Here is a 15,083-nt window from a genome sequence, read left to right as displayed (position 1 = left end):
GACTGGCTATCTTTTGGGGGTAAAGGCCGTCTGAATTTCAGACGGCCTTTATTTTTGGAAACAATCAGGGATTTTCTGATGGTGTTTGATACAGGGTTTGGGGATTGGCTGTATCGGGGATTTCTGCCGGAGCGGTTTGGGGTGCTACTACCGGTTCGGAAGTGGCGTTGCTGTCCACCAGGTCATCGATGTCGATGTTGTCATCTTCACTTTGAGGGAGCGTGCCGCCGGTTTGTTGGGTGCGGACTTTCATGTAAAGGTCGCGTGTGTAGCTGTATTTGTCGATGGCTGCGCCTTCGAGGCTGTCGGTCAGGTCGAGCAGTTCTTCACGGGTGTTGATGGCCTGCAGGCCGATTGTGCCCCAGCGTCCTGCTCTGGTGTGGAAGACGGCGTTTTTAACTGGGTAGACGGTGGTAACGGCGTTGCCAATGGTATCGCGTACGGTAGATGGGCCGAACAGGGGGACAACGAAGTAGTTGCTGTTTTTCCAGCCCCATGAGGCGAAGGTGTCGCCGAGGGTATTTTTATTGCTGGGTACGCCGCCTGCACCGGCTACGTCGATTAAACCGCCCAGGCCGAAGGTGGTGTTGATGCCGACGCGGACGAGGTCTTCGCTGGCGCGTTTGACGTCAAGGCGCAGAACGTTGCTGCCGAAGCTGACGACGTCGCGCAGGTTGTTGAAGAAGTTGATCACGCCGGTACGCACCGGTTTGGGCGTTACTTTGCGATAGCCGCGTGCGACAGGGGAAAGGACGTATTTGTCTGCTTTGTCGTTGAACTTGGAAACGGTACGGTTGTAGCCTTCGTAAGGATCGGCCGGATTGCGTTCGGCAAGTGCGGGAGCGGAGGCTATGCTGATGAGGAGGCAGAGTGAAGCGGTGGTTTTTTTCATGATTGCAACCAGTCTTTGATTTCGTAAAGTTCGGCCAGTGCGCGGACGGAATCAGGAATGTTTTGAATGGTCGGTTTTTTGTCTATCCGGCGCAGAGCGTTGAGCAGCAGGGAAACGCAGGCTGAATCTGCTTTGCCTACTTGGCTGAAGTCTATGCTGTCTGTTTCTTTCAGACAGCATTGCTGTTCGTAGCGCGCAAAGGCGGAGGCAGTCAGGGTTTTGACGGTAACGTCGCCGCTGATGTAGAGCGTGCCGTTGCGGATTTCTGTTTGCATGGTGTCTTTATGATGTAAGGCACCATGCCGTCTGAACATCAGGCGGCATGGTGCGGGGTGGATTATTTACCGCCGTTTTTGGCTTTCAAGTCGGCAATCAGGCCGTCAATGCCTTTGGCTTTGATGGTTTCGCCGAATTGGTTGCGATATACGGTAACCAAGCTTGCGCCTTCTACTGCGACATTGTATGCGCGGTATTTGTTGCCGCTTTGGTAGGTGGTGAAGTCCATGTTGACCGGTTTTTGGCCGGAAACGTTGATTTCGGCGCGGACGACGATTTCTTTACCGCCTTTGTTTACGACAGGGTTGTCTTTGATGTTGACCTTGGCGTTTTTGAATTTCAGCATGGTGCCGGAGTAGGTGCGGATCAGCAGGGTTTGGAACTCTTTGGTCAACGCTTGTTTTTGTGCGTCAGTCGCAGTACGCCATGGGTTGCCGACGGCCAAAGCGGTCATGCGTTGGAAGTCAAAGTAAGGGATGGCGTAAGCCTCGGCTTTTTTACGTGCGGTATTGGCATCGCCGCTGTTGAGGATTTTCAGCACTTGAACGGAATTTTCACGGATTTGGTTAACTGCGTCTGCAGGTGCGGCAAATGCCATGCTGATGCTCAATACGCCGATGCTCAATGCGCTGATGAAGGAAGTTTTTTTCATGGGAGTGTCCTGAATATTGGGTTGATATGTGTTTATTGTTTGTTTTGACCGGCAGATTCACCATCTGCGTTTTTCTCGGCAAAGCTGGTCATGAATTTGCCGATAAGGTTTTCCAAAACCATGGCGGAGCTGGTGACGGTAATGGTGTCACCTGCCGCCAAAGAATCGGTATCGCCACCTTGCTGCAGGCCGATGTATTGTTCGCCCAACAGGCCTGAAGTCAGGATTTGTGCGGAAACGTCGCTGCTGAACTGATATTGGCTGTCCAGATTGAGGGCGACTTTTGCCTGATAGGATTTAGGGTCGAGCTGAATAGAGGCAACGCGGCCCACCAGTACGCCTGCGGATTTGACCGGCGCGTTGGTTTTTAAGCCGCCGATGTCGCTGAAATCGGCATAGACGGTGTAGGTTTGAGAGGATTTGCCGAACGATTGTCCGCCGGCGGCGCGGAAGGCGAGAAAGCCGATGGCGGCCGCGCCCAATAAGACAAACAGTCCTACCCAAAATTCCAAAGCATTTTTTTTCATGTGCTATTGTCCTTGTTTCATTCTTTTTAAGTGTCGTTTCAGACGGCCTTTAGTCGGTAAACATCCATGCGGTCAAGATGAAGTCGACGGCGAGGATGGTCAGGGCGGAAGACACTACGGTGCGTGTACTGGCGCGCAAAATACCTTCGGAAGTCGGTACGCAGTGAAACCCCTGATGTACGGCGATTAACGTAACGGCTACGCCGAAAGCGGCGGATTTGATTAAGCCGTTGAGTACGTCGTAATGGAAGGTAATGTTGTTTTGCATTTGCGACCAGAAAATACCGCCGTCCAAACCCAGCCATTCGACGCCGACCAAATACGCGCCGTAAATGCCGGCAACGTTGAAAATCGACGCCAGCAAAGGCATGGAAAATACGCCCGCCCAAAAGCGCGGCGCAACCACGCGCGCCACGGGGTCGACCGCCATCACGTTCATCGCTTCAAGCTGCTCGGTGGTTTTCATTAAACCGATTTCGCTGGTCATGGCACCGCCCGCGCTGCTGGCAAACAGAATGGCCGCCAATACGGGACCCAATTCGCGCAACAAGGAAGCGGCAACCATATAGCCCAAAATATCGGCGGATTTGAATTTTGCCAGCTGCGTATAGCCTTGCAAGCCCAATACCATGCCGACAAACAGGCCGGAGACGGCGACAATCAGGACGGACAACACGCCTGCAAAGTAAATCTGGCGGATGCTCAGGCGCGGACGGGCAAACGCCGTGCCTGATTTGGCCAGGATCTGCAGGAAAAACAGCGTAATGCTGCCCAGCGATTGGATGAAGCCGAGGGTTTTTGCCCCGACGGAACGGATAAAATTCATAGGTTTCAGTTAATTGGTTAAATGGTTTTCAGACGGCCTGGTTTAAGTTTCAGGCCGTCTGAAATCAGCCCAGCAAGTCTTGTTTTAAAGTCGTTTGCGCCGGATAGCGGTAGGCGACGGGGCCGTCTGCCAGTCCGCCGACAAACTGGCGCACCCAAGGCGAGTCGAGTTCGCGCATTTCTTTGGGCGAGCCGGAGAACATGATTTCGCCGTGTGCCAAGAAAATGACTTGATCGACGATTTCCAGCGATTTTTCGATATCGTGCGTTACCATCACGCTGGTGGAGCGCAGGGCTTTGTTGGCGCGGCTGATGAGGTGGGCGATAACGCCCAGCGAAATCGGGTCGAGGCCGGTGAAAGGCTCGTCATACAACATGATTTCAGGGTCGAGCGCAATCGTACGCGCGAGGGCGACGCGGCGCGACATACCGCCGGAAAGCTCGGAAGGCATCAGGTTTTCAATGCCACGCAAACCGACTGCATTCAGTTTCAGCAATACTAAATCGCGAATGACTGCTTCGGGCAAATCCGTCAGCTCGCGCATGGGGAAGGCGATGTTGTCGAAGACGGATAAGTCGGTAAACAATGCACCGTGTTGGAACAAAACGCCCATGCGGCGGCGGTGTTCGTACAGCTCCTGCGCCGAAAATGCGGCCAAATCTCGCCCTTCAATCAGCACTTTGCCCGATTGCGGGCGGATTTGACCCGTAATCAGGCGCATCAGCGTGGTTTTGCCGCTGCCCGAACCACCCATTACGGCGGCGAAATTGCCTTGTGGAATGCTGAAGTTGATGTTGTTCAGAATCGGACGGTCGCCATATGCGAAGGCAACGTCTTTCATTTCGATGAAGGGTGTGGAACTCATGCAGGAGGGGAGTGTCGAAAAATGTATTTTAATTACGGGTATTGTAAAGGGTATTGGATATTCGGGCAATTTTCAGACGGCCTGCGCTTAGGAATAACGGGTAAAAACGTGTGAAAGAATGCAGAAGTGTTGGCGCTACGGTCGTTTTGCAGCGTGTTGTGTTAAACATACAGACAGCTGTGTAGGTATATTTGTATAGAAATATAAAAAACAACTGAATCAAATCCAATAAAAATATTTTTATCATCAAATATCAATACTTTTTTGGAGACGCTTATACAGGATACGGCTAATCCAATATCTATATTGAATTCTTTGTGAAAAGAAAGAATAAAACATCGATAAATCTCCTTTCCTCTCTCTTGCAGAATAATACATTTTTGATAGGTTTTTATTAAATAGTTTTCTAACTCTTTTATAGAGTTAGAAGGATATTTCTTTAATTTTATTATTTTGCTCCACGCCTAAAGCGTCCTATTGGTCCATATATTTCACCCGTTATGAGTCTATTTTCATCCATATGGTTTCAAGTTTAGTGGGATACGGACTTAGCTAATGGGCTTAAATCAACGAATAGAAGGAACTCCTCCATTTTTAGAAACAAATATAGGCCAATTTCCAATAATAGATTTGTTTATATCCATTGTTTCTAAATATTCTTTTGACTGATATGGGAAAACCCACCCATCATCATTTTCTCGTACATGAGATTCAACTATTAACAATGAAATCCCCATTTCTTGCTCTATTTGACTTAAAAAAGATACTGCGATTTTCTTTGCTTCTTGATAAGTAATTACCATGGAAATACTCCAAATTGAAAATGTTTGAAGATAGTAAAATTGACTTCTCCTCCTTTTTATATTTGCCCATCAATATACCTTTTTGGATAATTGCGCTTTACGGCCTGCTGGATCGATGGCGTTGAACAAAGGCCGTCTGAAACGGTTTTTCTGTTTTTAGACGGCTTCTTAGCTCAAACCTTGAGAACCGCATGCGTGCGTTCCATACACATCCTACTTGTTGAGTTTAGATTCCATATGGGCTACGGCTTGCTGATTTCAGACAATTTTTTTTAATTTAGTTGGGTTTTCAACTCAACCTACACACTTAATCTGAAAGTTCATATAGCATATCCAAAAAGGCATCAAAACTATCTGCAATATGGCTAGTTACCATTTTCGTATCTCCATTCTCATCTTCATAAAAATCATCATGATACATCAGAATGATACATGGATTTTCATTGCATTTTCTGTAATCAAAACAGATATAATCGCCATTAGCTGAAATCCCAAAAGCAATCACTTTTTTTGCATACCCATATTCATCATCAATACATGAATAGCTATAAATATCTTCATAGCCTAAATTTTGCTTATACCCTAAAAATGAAATGTCCCTTTCATCATTTTCACCGTATTGATTGATAAAATTGAAAATATTTTCTTTAGGGTATAAATGATCATGTTTGCTAAGAAGTGATACATATGAAACAGGAAAAACGACCCCTATATCTTCAGCAAATTGTTGAATTGTTCTTATTGGAACCAATCCCTCATCTGATAATATTGATAGTTTTCTCATTTTTACTGACCTTTCTTTAACGATTTTTGACCGGTATGCCTAACAGCTTTATGAATACTATTAGGAATTAACTGCATATTATAAAGAGGCGGGCAAATATGCCCGCCTTGTTTTTAATATTTCTGCAAACCTTCTACCTTGATTTCTTTGGCATTGGCATTGATGAAGGCTTGAGTCGCTTTCATCGTGGCTTGGATGCGCGGATCGTTCCAGCGCACGATTTGGTTGTTTTCATCACGCTTGTCCGACCAGATAATCACGCCGTCGGTGTATTTTTTGCTGATTTCGAGCATTTTGCGCCAGCGGACTGGGTCGATGAACTGTTTGAAATAAGGGCTGTTGGTGGCTGAATAATATTGCGGCCAAATGTAGCCGATGATTTTTTTGTTGGGAAAGCGTTGATGGATGTCGTCAACGGCGGTTTTCACGTCTTTTTCCCATTGCACCAAATCGGGGGAAGTGATGTAGAACACAGGATTGGCATAGTCGCTGATGGCGGCGGTAGGCGCACGGCGTTTGCTGACTTGTCGCCATTTGGCCAAGATGGTTTCGTTGTCAACGTTGGGGCGGTAGTGGCGGATGCCGTGCAGGTGTTCGGAAGGCATGCCGTAGTTGCTGATGAAGGCGCGCGGGTTTTCTTCTCTGAAGATTTGGTACATCCGCGCAAAGTCGGTTCTCAATTCGTCGGGTGTCAGCAGTTGGCCGTCTTTTTCGGCAAACCAGCTTTCGATGTCGGTGGAAATGGTGCGGTAGCCTTCGCGGCGCGATTGTTTGGCCAATTCACGGATGCGCGCTTCGTTGAGTACGCCGTGTTTGCGTTTGCCCGTCGGATCGGGTTTGACCAGCTCGCTTTCGTAAACCAAGAACACTTTGGAGAGTTTGTCGGCGGTCAGGTCGGGTTTGCCGACGTAGTCCATGCGGTCGTAGATGATGAAATCTTTGGCATGGGCGGAGAGGGCGGTCAATAAGAGGACGAGGGGCAAAAGGCGGTTGGGTTTCATGTTTTTAGGCAGATAAGGGAAAAGGGTCATTGTACGGGAAGCGGCGTTAAAGTAAGTCAAAGGCCGTCTGAAAGGATAAAAGTTCTTTCAGACGGCCTTTGTTGAACGGAGAATTTCCGGTTTTGAGGCTGGTGTGATTTACTGCGCCGCAGTTTTTTCCAGCAATAGGAAAGTTTCGGCTTTGTTGCGCGGTCTTGCGCCTTGCCACAAGGTTTGCCAACCTGAAGGTGCGCCGATGTTGGCGGCTTGGCGGATGAGGTGGTAGCGGCAGGTCGGGTTGTCGGTCGTGGTTTTAATACGGCTGTATTGTGTCCACGCGATGCGTGTGCGCTGGTCTTGGCCGTCGATATTGATACATTCGAGGCCGTCTGAAAGTTTCTGTTTCAATTCGGCAGAAAGCGCGGCTTCCATTTGGTGTACAACCGGCGCATGGCTTTTGGCGGCGTTGAGCCACGGTAAAAACAGGGTCATCAGCAAAGCCCAAGCCAAGGTAACGCCGGATGCCCAGTTGGTGACGGCTTGGCGGCCGCGGATGTTTTTACGCGTAATCGCCCAGAGCCACAACGGGGTAAACAGCAGGGCGACGGCCATCGGAATCGGGTCGATGTCGGGGATATAATACGGGCTGAAATAGGCGGCGCGTTCGGCCAGTTTGGCGGGCCAGCCGTAGTTCATGGCGAAGAAACCCAGCCACAGGAAGACGGCAATCAAACCGAATGCCATGATGCCGAACCAGTTGATAAATGCCGCCGCGCCGCGACGCAGGCCGTCCAGTTGTGCTGCGCCGAGCAGGGCGAGCGGCGGCAGCAGCCAAACGAGGTTGTCTTGCAGGCGTTGCGGGTTGATGGCGAGCAGGGCTGTCATGATAACCAGCCACGACAGGCTCAGAATGCCCCAGTTTTTATCGTGGATACGCGTGCGGCTGAGCGTCCATGCCGCCAGCGGCCAAGCAGGCAGGGCAAACCACAGCAGGTTTTTCAGATAATAGGGCAGGTTGAAGGCCGTCTGAATTTGATGGAAGCCGCCGAATACGCCTAAGGAATAATGGTTGAACCAAATATCAAACCATTCGGGATGGGTTCTGGATAAAACCAGCGGATACAGAATCAGCAGGGGCAGGGAAACGACGATGGCGCCAATCAGGGTCAGCAGATAGCGTTTGCTCTGCCAAGTGGAATGGAACGACAGGGCAAGTGCCAAAAACATCATGGCCGCGGTCAGCAGATAGCCTGAGGAAAGGGAGAGTGAAACCCAGCCGCCGCACAACAGCAAAATGGCAATAATGACGCGGCGGCGTGCCAGTGAAAAGCCGCACAGAATCAATCCAAATGCGGCAAAAGCAGCCGACATAGGATTGAGGAAGTGGGCGATGGGCAGCAAACCGATGCTGCCGATGAGGATTAAGACAACGCTGCGGCCGTGGTGTCTGCCGAGAAAGTTGAAACCGGCAAAACCGCAGGCGGTCAGTCCGACGGCGGTGAATACCACGCCGGCAAAACGTGCGGCATCATAGGCATCGGCCGCCCAAGGCGAAAACAGGGTTTGGAATGCGGTTGCCGCCCACAAAAAAGCCGGGGAGATGGTAAAGTCGGGTTGGCCGAAGATTTGTGCAACCAGCAGGCTGCCGCCGTTTTTCATGGATTCGGAGGCGGTAAAGAGGGAGGGTTCGGCAGGGTTCCACAAGTCATGCGAGAACACGCCCGGCCACAGCCAGGCAAAGGCCATCAGCAGTAAGAGCCACGGTTTTTCATGGGTTTTTTGGGGGCGGCGCGGATCGGGCGGTGTGTAAGTCAGCATGGAAGGTCAAAAAACGGTTGGTTTGAATGGTAATGGTACAGGGTTTGACAGGTTTGCGCGATATGCCGGACCGGAGGGCTTTGTAAAATAATGCTTACGGCTCGTTTTTATCGGGTGTTTGGAATGATATGGCATTCGGTTGATGCCAAAAAGCTCAGTCCGTCTGAAAGAAATGTTTCAGACGGCCTAAATGCAAAAAAGACTGCACAAAGCAGTCTTTTTGACAAAGCGGCAATTAGCGTTTGAACAGGTTGCCGAATTTGTTGTTGAATTTGTCCACGCGACCGGTAGTGTCGACGATTTTTTGAGTACCGGTGTAGAAAGGGTGGCACAGAGAGCAAACCTCAACGTTGAAGCTGTCTTTTTCCATTGCGGATTTGGTTACGAATTTGTTGCCGCAAGAGCAGGTAACGTTGATTTCGTGGTAGTTCGGGTGAATACCTTGTTTCATTTGATTTCCTTTCGATTAAGCGGGCACAGGGGTTTTGCCTGTACTTCAGTTAAGCGTGGGATTTTCGCTATTTTTGGCTGTTTCGTCAAGCGGATATTTTGCGTAGCGGGCAGTTTCGCAACAGGCGAGAACAGTTTAGAATAGAGTTTCAAACTAAATATTGTGTAATCGGGCTGTAGTCCAACCGAAAAGAGGATGTAAAACCTCTTCTAGATGTGAAACTTTAAGAAAAATAATAGTCTGATTAATATTTACGCTTTTACGAACAGGAGACGGAATCCATGCAAAAAAGGATATTGACGCGCATTTTGCGTGTCTGGGGAGGAATGTTGCCTCCGTCTTATTGCAAACCCTTCGGCCGGATTGCGCAAAAATTCCGCGCCGCTTTGGCTGCGTGCATTTCCCCAAACATCGGCAAAAACGTCAATATTGAAAAAGGCGGATATGTTTTTCCGGATACGGTAATCGGCGACAATTCGGGTATCGGCGTCAATTGCGAAATCTGCCACGGCCTGACCCTCGGCAAGAACGTGATGATGGGGCCGGAATGCCTGTTTTATTCGACCAACCACAAATTCAACCCTGAAACCCGCCGCTTTGAAGGCTATACGGACATTCGCCCGATTGTGATTGAAGACGATGTTTGGATCGGCCGGCGTGCGATTATCATGGGCGGCGTTACCATCGGCAAGGGTGCGGTAATCGGCGCAGGTTCGGTGGTTACCAAAGATGTGCCGCCTTATTGCGTGGCCGCGGGTAATCCTGCGGTTGTGAAGAAAAAACTGCTGGATGAGCAAGAACTCACAGCTGAATAGCGTGAACGAAACCATAAACAAAAGGCCGTCTGAAAGATTTCAGACGGCCTTTTTTCAATAGTGCTTAAGCGGCAATTTTTTCGCATTCTTTAATGCAAGCCAAGCAAGATTCGTAGCAGGCTTTGCATTCAGCGTGGTGGCCGGCGTGTTCTTTGCAGGCGGCAGAACATTGTTTGCAGGCTTCGATGCACACTTTTGCCAAAGACGGAGTCAGGCGTGAATTTTGGGCGGCGAGGTTCTGCAAGGTGCCGCACAGTGCCAGCATTTGATTGACGCCGGCTGCGCAGTCTTTCATGGAGGTATCGCCTTCGCTCAACAGGGCAATGCAGTGTGCCAAACAGATTTGACCGGCTTCAACGCAATGTGCGGCGGCTTTGCGCGCAGCTTCGTAGGCGCGCGGTGCAGAATGCGCGTGACCAGCATGACCGGTATGGTGTGCATGGCCGGCATGGTCGTGAGCGCGGGCGAAAGAAGCGGCGGCGGTGAGGGAAACAGCAGCAGCGCTGCCGATAAATTGACGACGGTTCATAAGATAGAGTCCTTTTTGCTTTGTAGAAATATCGGACGAATTATTTCATCCATTATTAAAAGGTTATCATGTTATTCGTTTTTAAACAACAGGCCGTCTGAAGGTATCGATAATACGTTCAGACGGCCTGTTGTTAGGTATGATATTTGTTTAAATCAATCACAAATCGGATAGCTGAAATACGGCCAAGTGACTTTTTGCCGAGAAAATAGTCGGTTTATTCCGCCAACAATTCTTCCGGTTTGACTTTCTCGCCATACACGGGCAAGAGGGTTTTTTCATAGGCGGCTTTCAGACGGCCGTCTTTTTTCATGGCGGCGATTTCGCCGTTGACCCAGTTCAGGAGGTCGGTGTTGCCTTTTTGAACAGCCGGGGCGATGAATTCGGCAGGGCCGAGGTTGCCGATGGCGACTTCAAAATTCGGGTTTTCTTTTGCCCATGCCCACAGCAGGGCGTTGTCGTGGGCGAGTGCTACGCCGCGGCCGTCTTTCAGTGCGTCGAAGGTTTCGGTATTTTGGTCGAATTTCAGCAGTTTGACTTCAGGATGGCTTTTGGTGAAGAAGGCGTCGGCGGTGGTGCCTTTGTTGACCAGCAGGGTTTGGTCTTTCAATTGTGCAACGTCGGTAATCGGTTTGTCTTTGGAGGAAACCACGCCCAAGGCCACTTTCATGTAAGGATCGGCGAAATCGACGGCTTCGGCGCGTTCGGGTGTTTTGGTGAAGTTGGCGAGGATGAGGTCGACTTTGCCGGAACGGACGTATTCGACGCGGTTTGCGGCCTCGGTCAGGACGAATTCGACTTTGTCGGGGCTGCCGAGCAGGTCTTTGGCCAGGTCTTTGGCGATTTCAACGTCAAAGCCTTGGTTTTTGCCGTTGGCGTCAACATAGCCGAACGGAGGTTTGTCGCCGAATACGCCGATACGGATAACGCCTTTTTCTTTGATGGCGGCAACGGTTGCCGCGCCGCTGCTTTGTGAAGATTGGGCATCACCGGAGCCGCCTCCGCAGGCAGTCAGGCCGACGGCGATGGCGGCGGAGGCGAGGAGGGCTTTGAATTTGGCATTCAATTGCATGAGTGTTTCCTTTTCAAATGTTTGGTTGAAAGTGGAGGCCGTCTGAAAAAGGGTTTGGACGGCCTGAAAATAAAATCAGTAGTCCATGCCTGCCAAGAATTGGCGGGCGCGTTCGCTTTTCGGGGCGGAGAAGAAGGTTTCGGGATCGGTCGATTCGACGATGCCGCCTTTGTCCATGAAGACGATGCGGTCGGCAACTTTGCGGGCAAACCCCATTTCATGGGTTACGATGAGCATGCTCATGCCTTCGCGGGCGAGTTCTAAAACCACTTCCAAGACTTCGCGCACCATTTCGGGGTCGAGTGCGGCGGTGATTTCGTCCAGCAGGATGACCTCCGGGTTCAGGCACAGGGCGCGGACAATGGCGATGCGTTGTTTCTGGCCGCCGGAGAGTTCGCGCGGATAGGCGTTTTTACGGTCGAGCAGGCCGACGCGTTCCAACAGTTTGTCGGCTTGTGCCTCTGCTTCGGCACGGTTGCGGTTTTGTACTTTCACCGGGCCTAAGAGGATGTTTTCGATGACGGTCATGTGGGCAAACAGTTCATAGCTTTGAAAAACCATGCCGACTTTTTGCCGGGCGGTTTGCCAGGAAACGTCTTTACCGAATTCGCCGACACCGTCCATCACGATGCTGCCGCCTTGGTGCGGCTCCAAACCGTTGACGCAGCGCAGGAGGGTGGATTTGCCGCAGCCGGACGGGCCCAGCAGTACGATGACTTCGCCTTTTTCCAAGTCCAAGTCTAAGGATTGAATGGCGGTTACGTTGCCGTATTGTTTGTGCAGGTTGCGGATGCTCAGTAAAGCCATGTCAGTGTTCCCATTTTTGTTCAAGTTTTGCCGCCAGCAGCGACAGCGGCCAGCAACAGAAGAAATACAGCATAAAAATCAGGCCGTAAACCCAAAATGAAGCATTGGGTTGCGTCAGCAGCGAGTTTTCGATGATTTGCTGGCCGACTTTGACGACTTCGATGACGCCGATAAGGGAGGCGAGCGAGCTGGTTTTGATCATGCGCGTAAACAGATTGACGGCACCGGGCAATACGCGGCGGATGCTTTGCGGCAGCTCGATGTAGCGGAATACCTGCCCGCGGCTCAAGCCGAGTGCCAGGCCTGATTCGACCTGGTGTTTTTCAATCGATTCCAATGCGCCGCGGACCAAATCGCCCATTTCGGCGATGCCCCACATGGTGAATACCCAGACGCAGACCCAAAATCCGTCGATGTGGATGCCTGTCCAGACGGATAGGCCGAAATACAGGCCGAACAGCCACACCAAAATCGGCACGATTCGGATGGTTTCGAGATAAAACCGTCCGATAAAGCGGATGAGCCGGTTGGGCGAACGTAAAACCAAGCCGAACAGCGTACCCAATACGCAGGAGGCGGCAACGGAGGCCAGGGAAATCTGCGCCGTCAGCAACAGGCCTTCGCCCAAGCGTGCCGCGTTTTGTCCTTCAAACAGCCAGTCAAACACCATATTTTGCACTCCGTACGCGGTTTTCGGCCCAGCGCGCCAGAAGCGAAACGGGCAGAAGGATGATCAGGTAGCTGGCAAACAGCAGGAACAAGGCTTCGTTGGTTTTGTAGTCCATGCCGATGATGTCTTTGGTAACGAACAACAATTCCGCAATGCCGACCGCGCTGACGATAGATGTTTCTTTCATCAAAAACAATACGTTTGCGCCGATGGCAGGGACGGCGACCGCCCATGCCTGGGGCAATTCGACATAGCGGAACACTTGAAAGCGGCTCAAACCGATGGCCTTGCCCGCTTCGATCTGCCCTTTGGGGACGGCCAGAATACCGGCACGGATGGCTTCCGCCATGTAGCTTGCGCCCAAGAAAACCAGTGCGATTACGCCGCAGGTGAAACCGTCCCATTTAATGCCCATTTTCGGCAGGCCGTAATACAGGAAAAACAATTGGATCAGCAGGGGCGTATTGCGCGACAGCTCGATATAGGCGCGTGCCAATGCGTAGAAGGGGCGGATTCGGTATGCCGTAACCACGGCAACGGGCAGGCCGAACAGCAACGACAAAACGACGCCATATACCGACAATTCCAGCGTCAGCTTTGCCGCATCGACGAATTTGGGGATGGCATCGATCAGATAAGACCAGTTCATCAGAGTCAGACAATCAGCATAATAAAGGCAGTATTTTAACGGGTTTGTAAGGGAGTGTTAAATAATGGATAGGAATATCGATTGTGGATAAAACACAAAAAATGGAATAAGGCAAAGGCCGTCTGAAACGTTTCAGACGGCCTTGAAATGCCAAGGTTTCCGCGTCAGGCGGCAGCCGCTTTCCGTTCATGAATCAGTAAATTCAACAGGGCGGCCGCACCTGCCAAGACTGCGTCGGCGTACCACATCCAGCCGTAATCGTTGAAGCGCGTAATGACGATGCCGCCGATGTACGAACCCAAAAAGCCGCCAATTTGGTGGCTCAACATGGTCAACCCGAAGAGGGTGGCCAAGTAGCGCGTGCCGAAAAGTTTGCCGGTAATGGCGGCGGTGGGGGCGACGGTTGCCAGCCAAGTGAAACCGAGTCCGGCGGCGAAAAGATAGAAGTTCAAATCGGTTTTAGGTGCGGCCAGATAAATCAATATCATGGCGACACGCGAAGCATATAAACCGAAGAGGACGTATTTGCCCAAAAATCTGCCGGTACACCACCCTGAAAAAATACAGCCGGCAATGTTTGCCAAACCAATAATGGCAATAGAGGTCGAAGCGACCGTAGCAGGGAGGCCGCAAAGTGAAATTTCGGTCGGCAGGTGGGTAACCAAAAAGGCGATGTGGAAACCGCAGGTAAAGAAACCCAAATGCAGCAAGATATAGCTGCGGTTGGCGAAAGCCTTGCAGACGGCCTGCTTCAGGGTTTGGCCGCCGTCGTCTGTGTGGACGGTATGAGCAGCATGTTTGCCGCCGGCCAGCCACCAAGAAATCGGCAAAATCAAGATGGCGATGACTGCCCAAACATAAAATGTCCCCGTCCAGCCGACGTGGGGCAGGGCAATCAAACCTTGAACCAGCGGCGCGAACAAAAATTGCCCTGCGGACCCGCCTGCATTGACCAGGCCGGAAGCCAAGCCGCGCCGATGAGGCGGCGTTTTGGCGGCGACCTGTCCCATAATGATGGAAAATCCGCCCGAACCCGTACCGAATGCCAACAATAAACCGATACCCAGCATCAGCCCCCAATAAGTCGGCATTTGCGGCACCATCAGACAGGCGGCAATCAACAGAACTGTACCGCCGGCTAAAACTTTAAACGCGCCGAAACGGTCGGCCAACGCGCCGGACAAGGGTTGCGATATGCCCCACATCAATTGGAAAACGGCAATAATCAGGCTGAACTGGGTCATGCTCAATTCGGTCGAGTTGACGACGGGCAGGACAAAAAGCCCTAAAGTCATCCTCATGCCGATGGTAATCAGCAGGATGGAGGCGGCAGCGGCAATCAGCAGCCACAAATTGGGTAATTTGGCAGAAGAATCGGTCATGATGTTTGTGTGTGTAAGGGGCAGGGAATAAAAGCTATTTCTGCCGCTATATTATTTATTTGATTTCTCGGCGGGCCGATATATAAACGCGCGATTCTAGCATTGGGCGGAAAACGGCATAAATAACCGTTGGTTCTTTGGATATGGTAAAAAGTAATATGGCTTGAGGATGAGTAGAGAATGAAGCGGCCAAATATTCTTCGTTTGGCTCTGACGGAGCAAGCAAATTGCCGTCGAATTTTCGTTTGAGAAGAAAGGCCGTCTGAAAAGTTTCAGACGGCCTTT

General features: G+C 50.9%; 18 protein-coding genes and 1 pseudogene. 1 reads left to right on the top strand and 18 read right to left on the bottom strand.

Annotated features, from left to right (window positions below; all coding sequences use genetic code 11):
• Positions 1-64: 64 nt before the first annotated feature.
• The 12 genes and pseudogenes from HMPREF2711_RS04525 to rpmE form a co-directional block, all read right to left on the bottom strand.
• Positions 65-892 carry an MlaA family lipoprotein gene (locus tag HMPREF2711_RS04525; protein ID WP_070615671.1) on the bottom strand — a complete coding sequence of 276 codons (828 nt, stop codon included), beginning with the start codon at positions 890-892 and terminating at the stop codon, positions 65-67.
• A complete protein-coding gene (locus HMPREF2711_RS04520; protein ID WP_036492161.1) occupies positions 889-1,167 on the bottom strand; it encodes an STAS domain-containing protein in 279 nt (92 codons plus the stop codon). The genes HMPREF2711_RS04525 and HMPREF2711_RS04520 overlap by 4 nt, the downstream gene beginning before the upstream one ends.
• A 62-nt stretch (positions 1,168-1,229) precedes the next feature.
• Positions 1,230-1,820, bottom strand: a complete 591-nt coding sequence (locus HMPREF2711_RS04515; RefSeq protein ID WP_070615668.1) for an MlaC/ttg2D family ABC transporter substrate-binding protein — start codon at positions 1,818-1,820, stop codon at positions 1,230-1,232.
• A gap of 32 nt (positions 1,821-1,852) precedes the next feature.
• Positions 1,853-2,347 carry an outer membrane lipid asymmetry maintenance protein MlaD gene (gene mlaD, locus HMPREF2711_RS04510; RefSeq protein WP_003748012.1) on the bottom strand — a complete coding sequence of 165 codons (495 nt, stop codon included), beginning with the start codon at positions 2,345-2,347 and terminating at the stop codon, positions 1,853-1,855.
• A 49-nt stretch (positions 2,348-2,396) separates the two neighbouring features.
• Positions 2,397-3,173, bottom strand: coding sequence for a lipid asymmetry maintenance ABC transporter permease subunit MlaE (gene mlaE / locus HMPREF2711_RS04505; protein ID WP_003748013.1), 777 nt, complete (start codon positions 3,171-3,173; stop codon positions 2,397-2,399).
• Positions 3,174-3,237: 64 nt separating this feature from the next.
• Positions 3,238-4,038 (bottom strand): ABC transporter ATP-binding protein, encoded by an 801-nt coding sequence (locus HMPREF2711_RS04500; protein WP_003748015.1) that lies wholly within the window; start codon positions 4,036-4,038, stop codon positions 3,238-3,240.
• Between the two features lie 191 nt (positions 4,039-4,229).
• Positions 4,230-4,487, bottom strand: a pseudogene (locus HMPREF2711_RS11370) (hypothetical protein); the annotation flags it as partial.
• A 117-nt stretch (positions 4,488-4,604) separates the two neighbouring features.
• Positions 4,605-4,841, bottom strand: coding sequence for a YrhB domain-containing protein (locus HMPREF2711_RS10825; protein WP_081456507.1), 237 nt, complete (start codon positions 4,839-4,841; stop codon positions 4,605-4,607).
• 307 nt (positions 4,842-5,148) lie between these two features.
• On the bottom strand, positions 5,149-5,625 hold the full coding sequence (locus HMPREF2711_RS04495) for an SMI1/KNR4 family protein (protein ID WP_003748018.1): 477 nt from the start codon (positions 5,623-5,625) through the stop codon (positions 5,149-5,151).
• A 113-nt stretch (positions 5,626-5,738) separates the two neighbouring features.
• Positions 5,739-6,626 carry a hypothetical protein gene (locus HMPREF2711_RS04490; protein WP_172884838.1) on the bottom strand — a complete coding sequence of 296 codons (888 nt, stop codon included), beginning with the start codon at positions 6,624-6,626 and terminating at the stop codon, positions 5,739-5,741.
• 138 nt (positions 6,627-6,764) lie between these two features.
• A complete protein-coding gene (locus HMPREF2711_RS04485; RefSeq protein ID WP_003748022.1) occupies positions 6,765-8,423 on the bottom strand; it encodes an ArnT family glycosyltransferase in 1,659 nt (552 codons plus the stop codon).
• Positions 8,424-8,658: 235 nt separating this feature from the next.
• Entirely contained in the window at positions 8,659-8,874 is a 216-nt protein-coding gene (rpmE, locus tag HMPREF2711_RS04480; protein ID WP_003681847.1) for a 50S ribosomal protein L31, read from the bottom strand.
• Between the two features lie 281 nt (positions 8,875-9,155).
• On the opposite strand from rpmE, the gene HMPREF2711_RS04475 reads away from it, so the two are divergent.
• The gene (locus tag HMPREF2711_RS04475; protein ID WP_003748026.1) at positions 9,156-9,689 is read left to right on the top strand and encodes an acyltransferase; all 534 of its coding nucleotides are present in this window, start codon (positions 9,156-9,158) and stop codon (positions 9,687-9,689) included.
• Between the two features lie 64 nt (positions 9,690-9,753).
• Here the strand turns inward: HMPREF2711_RS04475 and HMPREF2711_RS04470 are convergent, their stop codons facing one another.
• The 6 genes from HMPREF2711_RS04470 to HMPREF2711_RS04445 form a co-directional block, all read right to left on the bottom strand.
• Complete coding sequence (locus tag HMPREF2711_RS04470) at positions 9,754-10,218, bottom strand: four-helix bundle copper-binding protein (RefSeq protein WP_003748027.1); 465 nt, start codon at positions 10,216-10,218, stop codon at positions 9,754-9,756.
• Between the two features lie 217 nt (positions 10,219-10,435).
• Complete coding sequence (locus HMPREF2711_RS04465; RefSeq protein ID WP_003748029.1) at positions 10,436-11,290, bottom strand: amino acid ABC transporter substrate-binding protein; 855 nt, start codon at positions 11,288-11,290, stop codon at positions 10,436-10,438.
• A gap of 75 nt (positions 11,291-11,365) precedes the next feature.
• Positions 11,366-12,097 (bottom strand): amino acid ABC transporter ATP-binding protein, encoded by a 732-nt coding sequence (locus HMPREF2711_RS04460; protein WP_003748031.1) that lies wholly within the window; start codon positions 12,095-12,097, stop codon positions 11,366-11,368.
• A gap of 1 nt (position 12,098) precedes the next feature.
• Entirely contained in the window at positions 12,099-12,767 is a 669-nt protein-coding gene (locus HMPREF2711_RS04455; RefSeq protein WP_003748034.1) for an amino acid ABC transporter permease, read from the bottom strand.
• Positions 12,757-13,416 carry an amino acid ABC transporter permease gene (locus tag HMPREF2711_RS04450; RefSeq protein ID WP_003748035.1) on the bottom strand — a complete coding sequence of 220 codons (660 nt, stop codon included), beginning with the start codon at positions 13,414-13,416 and terminating at the stop codon, positions 12,757-12,759. Before HMPREF2711_RS04450 ends, HMPREF2711_RS04455 begins: the two co-directional genes overlap by 11 nt.
• A 164-nt stretch (positions 13,417-13,580) precedes the next feature.
• Positions 13,581-14,798: an MFS transporter gene (locus HMPREF2711_RS04445; RefSeq protein WP_003748037.1), complete on the bottom strand. Its 1,218-nt coding sequence runs from the start codon at positions 14,796-14,798 to the stop codon at positions 13,581-13,583.
• Positions 14,799-15,083 lie beyond the last annotated feature (285 nt).

Source organism: Neisseria sp. HMSC070A01, assembly GCF_001810165.1.
Lineage (GTDB): Bacteria > Pseudomonadota > Gammaproteobacteria > Burkholderiales > Neisseriaceae > Neisseria.
The sequence above is the reverse complement of the archived record's forward strand: the minus strand, read 5'-3'. Positions and strand labels throughout refer to the sequence as shown.

Excerpts from the sequence above, each read along its gene's own strand:
- HMPREF2711_RS04525 (WP_070615671.1), bottom strand. The coding sequence starts at position 892 with ATGAAAAAAACCACCGCTTCACTCTGCCTCCTCATCAGCATAGCCTCC.
- HMPREF2711_RS04520 (WP_036492161.1), bottom strand. The coding sequence starts at position 1,167 with ATGCAAACAGAAATCCGCAACGGCACGCTCTACATCAGCGGCGACGTT.
- HMPREF2711_RS04515 (WP_070615668.1), bottom strand. The coding sequence starts at position 1,820 with ATGAAAAAAACTTCCTTCATCAGCGCATTGAGCATCGGCGTATTGAGC.
- mlaD (WP_003748012.1), bottom strand. The coding sequence starts at position 2,347 with ATGAAAAAAAATGCTTTGGAATTTTGGGTAGGACTGTTTGTCTTATTG.
- mlaE (WP_003748013.1), bottom strand. The coding sequence starts at position 3,173 with ATGAATTTTATCCGTTCCGTCGGGGCAAAAACCCTCGGCTTCATCCAA.
- HMPREF2711_RS04500 (WP_003748015.1), bottom strand. The coding sequence starts at position 4,038 with ATGAGTTCCACACCCTTCATCGAAATGAAAGACGTTGCCTTCGCATAT.
- HMPREF2711_RS10825 (WP_081456507.1), bottom strand. The coding sequence starts at position 4,841 with ATGGTAATTACTTATCAAGAAGCAAAGAAAATCGCAGTATCTTTTTTA.
- HMPREF2711_RS04495 (WP_003748018.1), bottom strand. The coding sequence starts at position 5,625 with ATGAGAAAACTATCAATATTATCAGATGAGGGATTGGTTCCAATAAGA.
- HMPREF2711_RS04490 (WP_172884838.1), bottom strand. The coding sequence starts at position 6,626 with ATGAAACCCAACCGCCTTTTGCCCCTCGTCCTCTTATTGACCGCCCTC.
- HMPREF2711_RS04485 (WP_003748022.1), bottom strand. The coding sequence starts at position 8,423 with ATGCTGACTTACACACCGCCCGATCCGCGCCGCCCCCAAAAAACCCAT.
- rpmE (WP_003681847.1), bottom strand. The coding sequence starts at position 8,874 with ATGAAACAAGGTATTCACCCGAACTACCACGAAATCAACGTTACCTGC.
- HMPREF2711_RS04475 (WP_003748026.1), top strand. The coding sequence starts at position 9,156 with ATGCAAAAAAGGATATTGACGCGCATTTTGCGTGTCTGGGGAGGAATG.
- HMPREF2711_RS04470 (WP_003748027.1), bottom strand. The coding sequence starts at position 10,218 with ATGAACCGTCGTCAATTTATCGGCAGCGCTGCTGCTGTTTCCCTCACC.
- HMPREF2711_RS04465 (WP_003748029.1), bottom strand. The coding sequence starts at position 11,290 with ATGCAATTGAATGCCAAATTCAAAGCCCTCCTCGCCTCCGCCGCCATC.
- HMPREF2711_RS04460 (WP_003748031.1), bottom strand. The coding sequence starts at position 12,097 with ATGGCTTTACTGAGCATCCGCAACCTGCACAAACAATACGGCAACGTA.
- HMPREF2711_RS04455 (WP_003748034.1), bottom strand. The coding sequence starts at position 12,767 with ATGGTGTTTGACTGGCTGTTTGAAGGACAAAACGCGGCACGCTTGGGC.
- HMPREF2711_RS04450 (WP_003748035.1), bottom strand. The coding sequence starts at position 13,416 with ATGAACTGGTCTTATCTGATCGATGCCATCCCCAAATTCGTCGATGCG.
- HMPREF2711_RS04445 (WP_003748037.1), bottom strand. The coding sequence starts at position 14,798 with ATGACCGATTCTTCTGCCAAATTACCCAATTTGTGGCTGCTGATTGCC.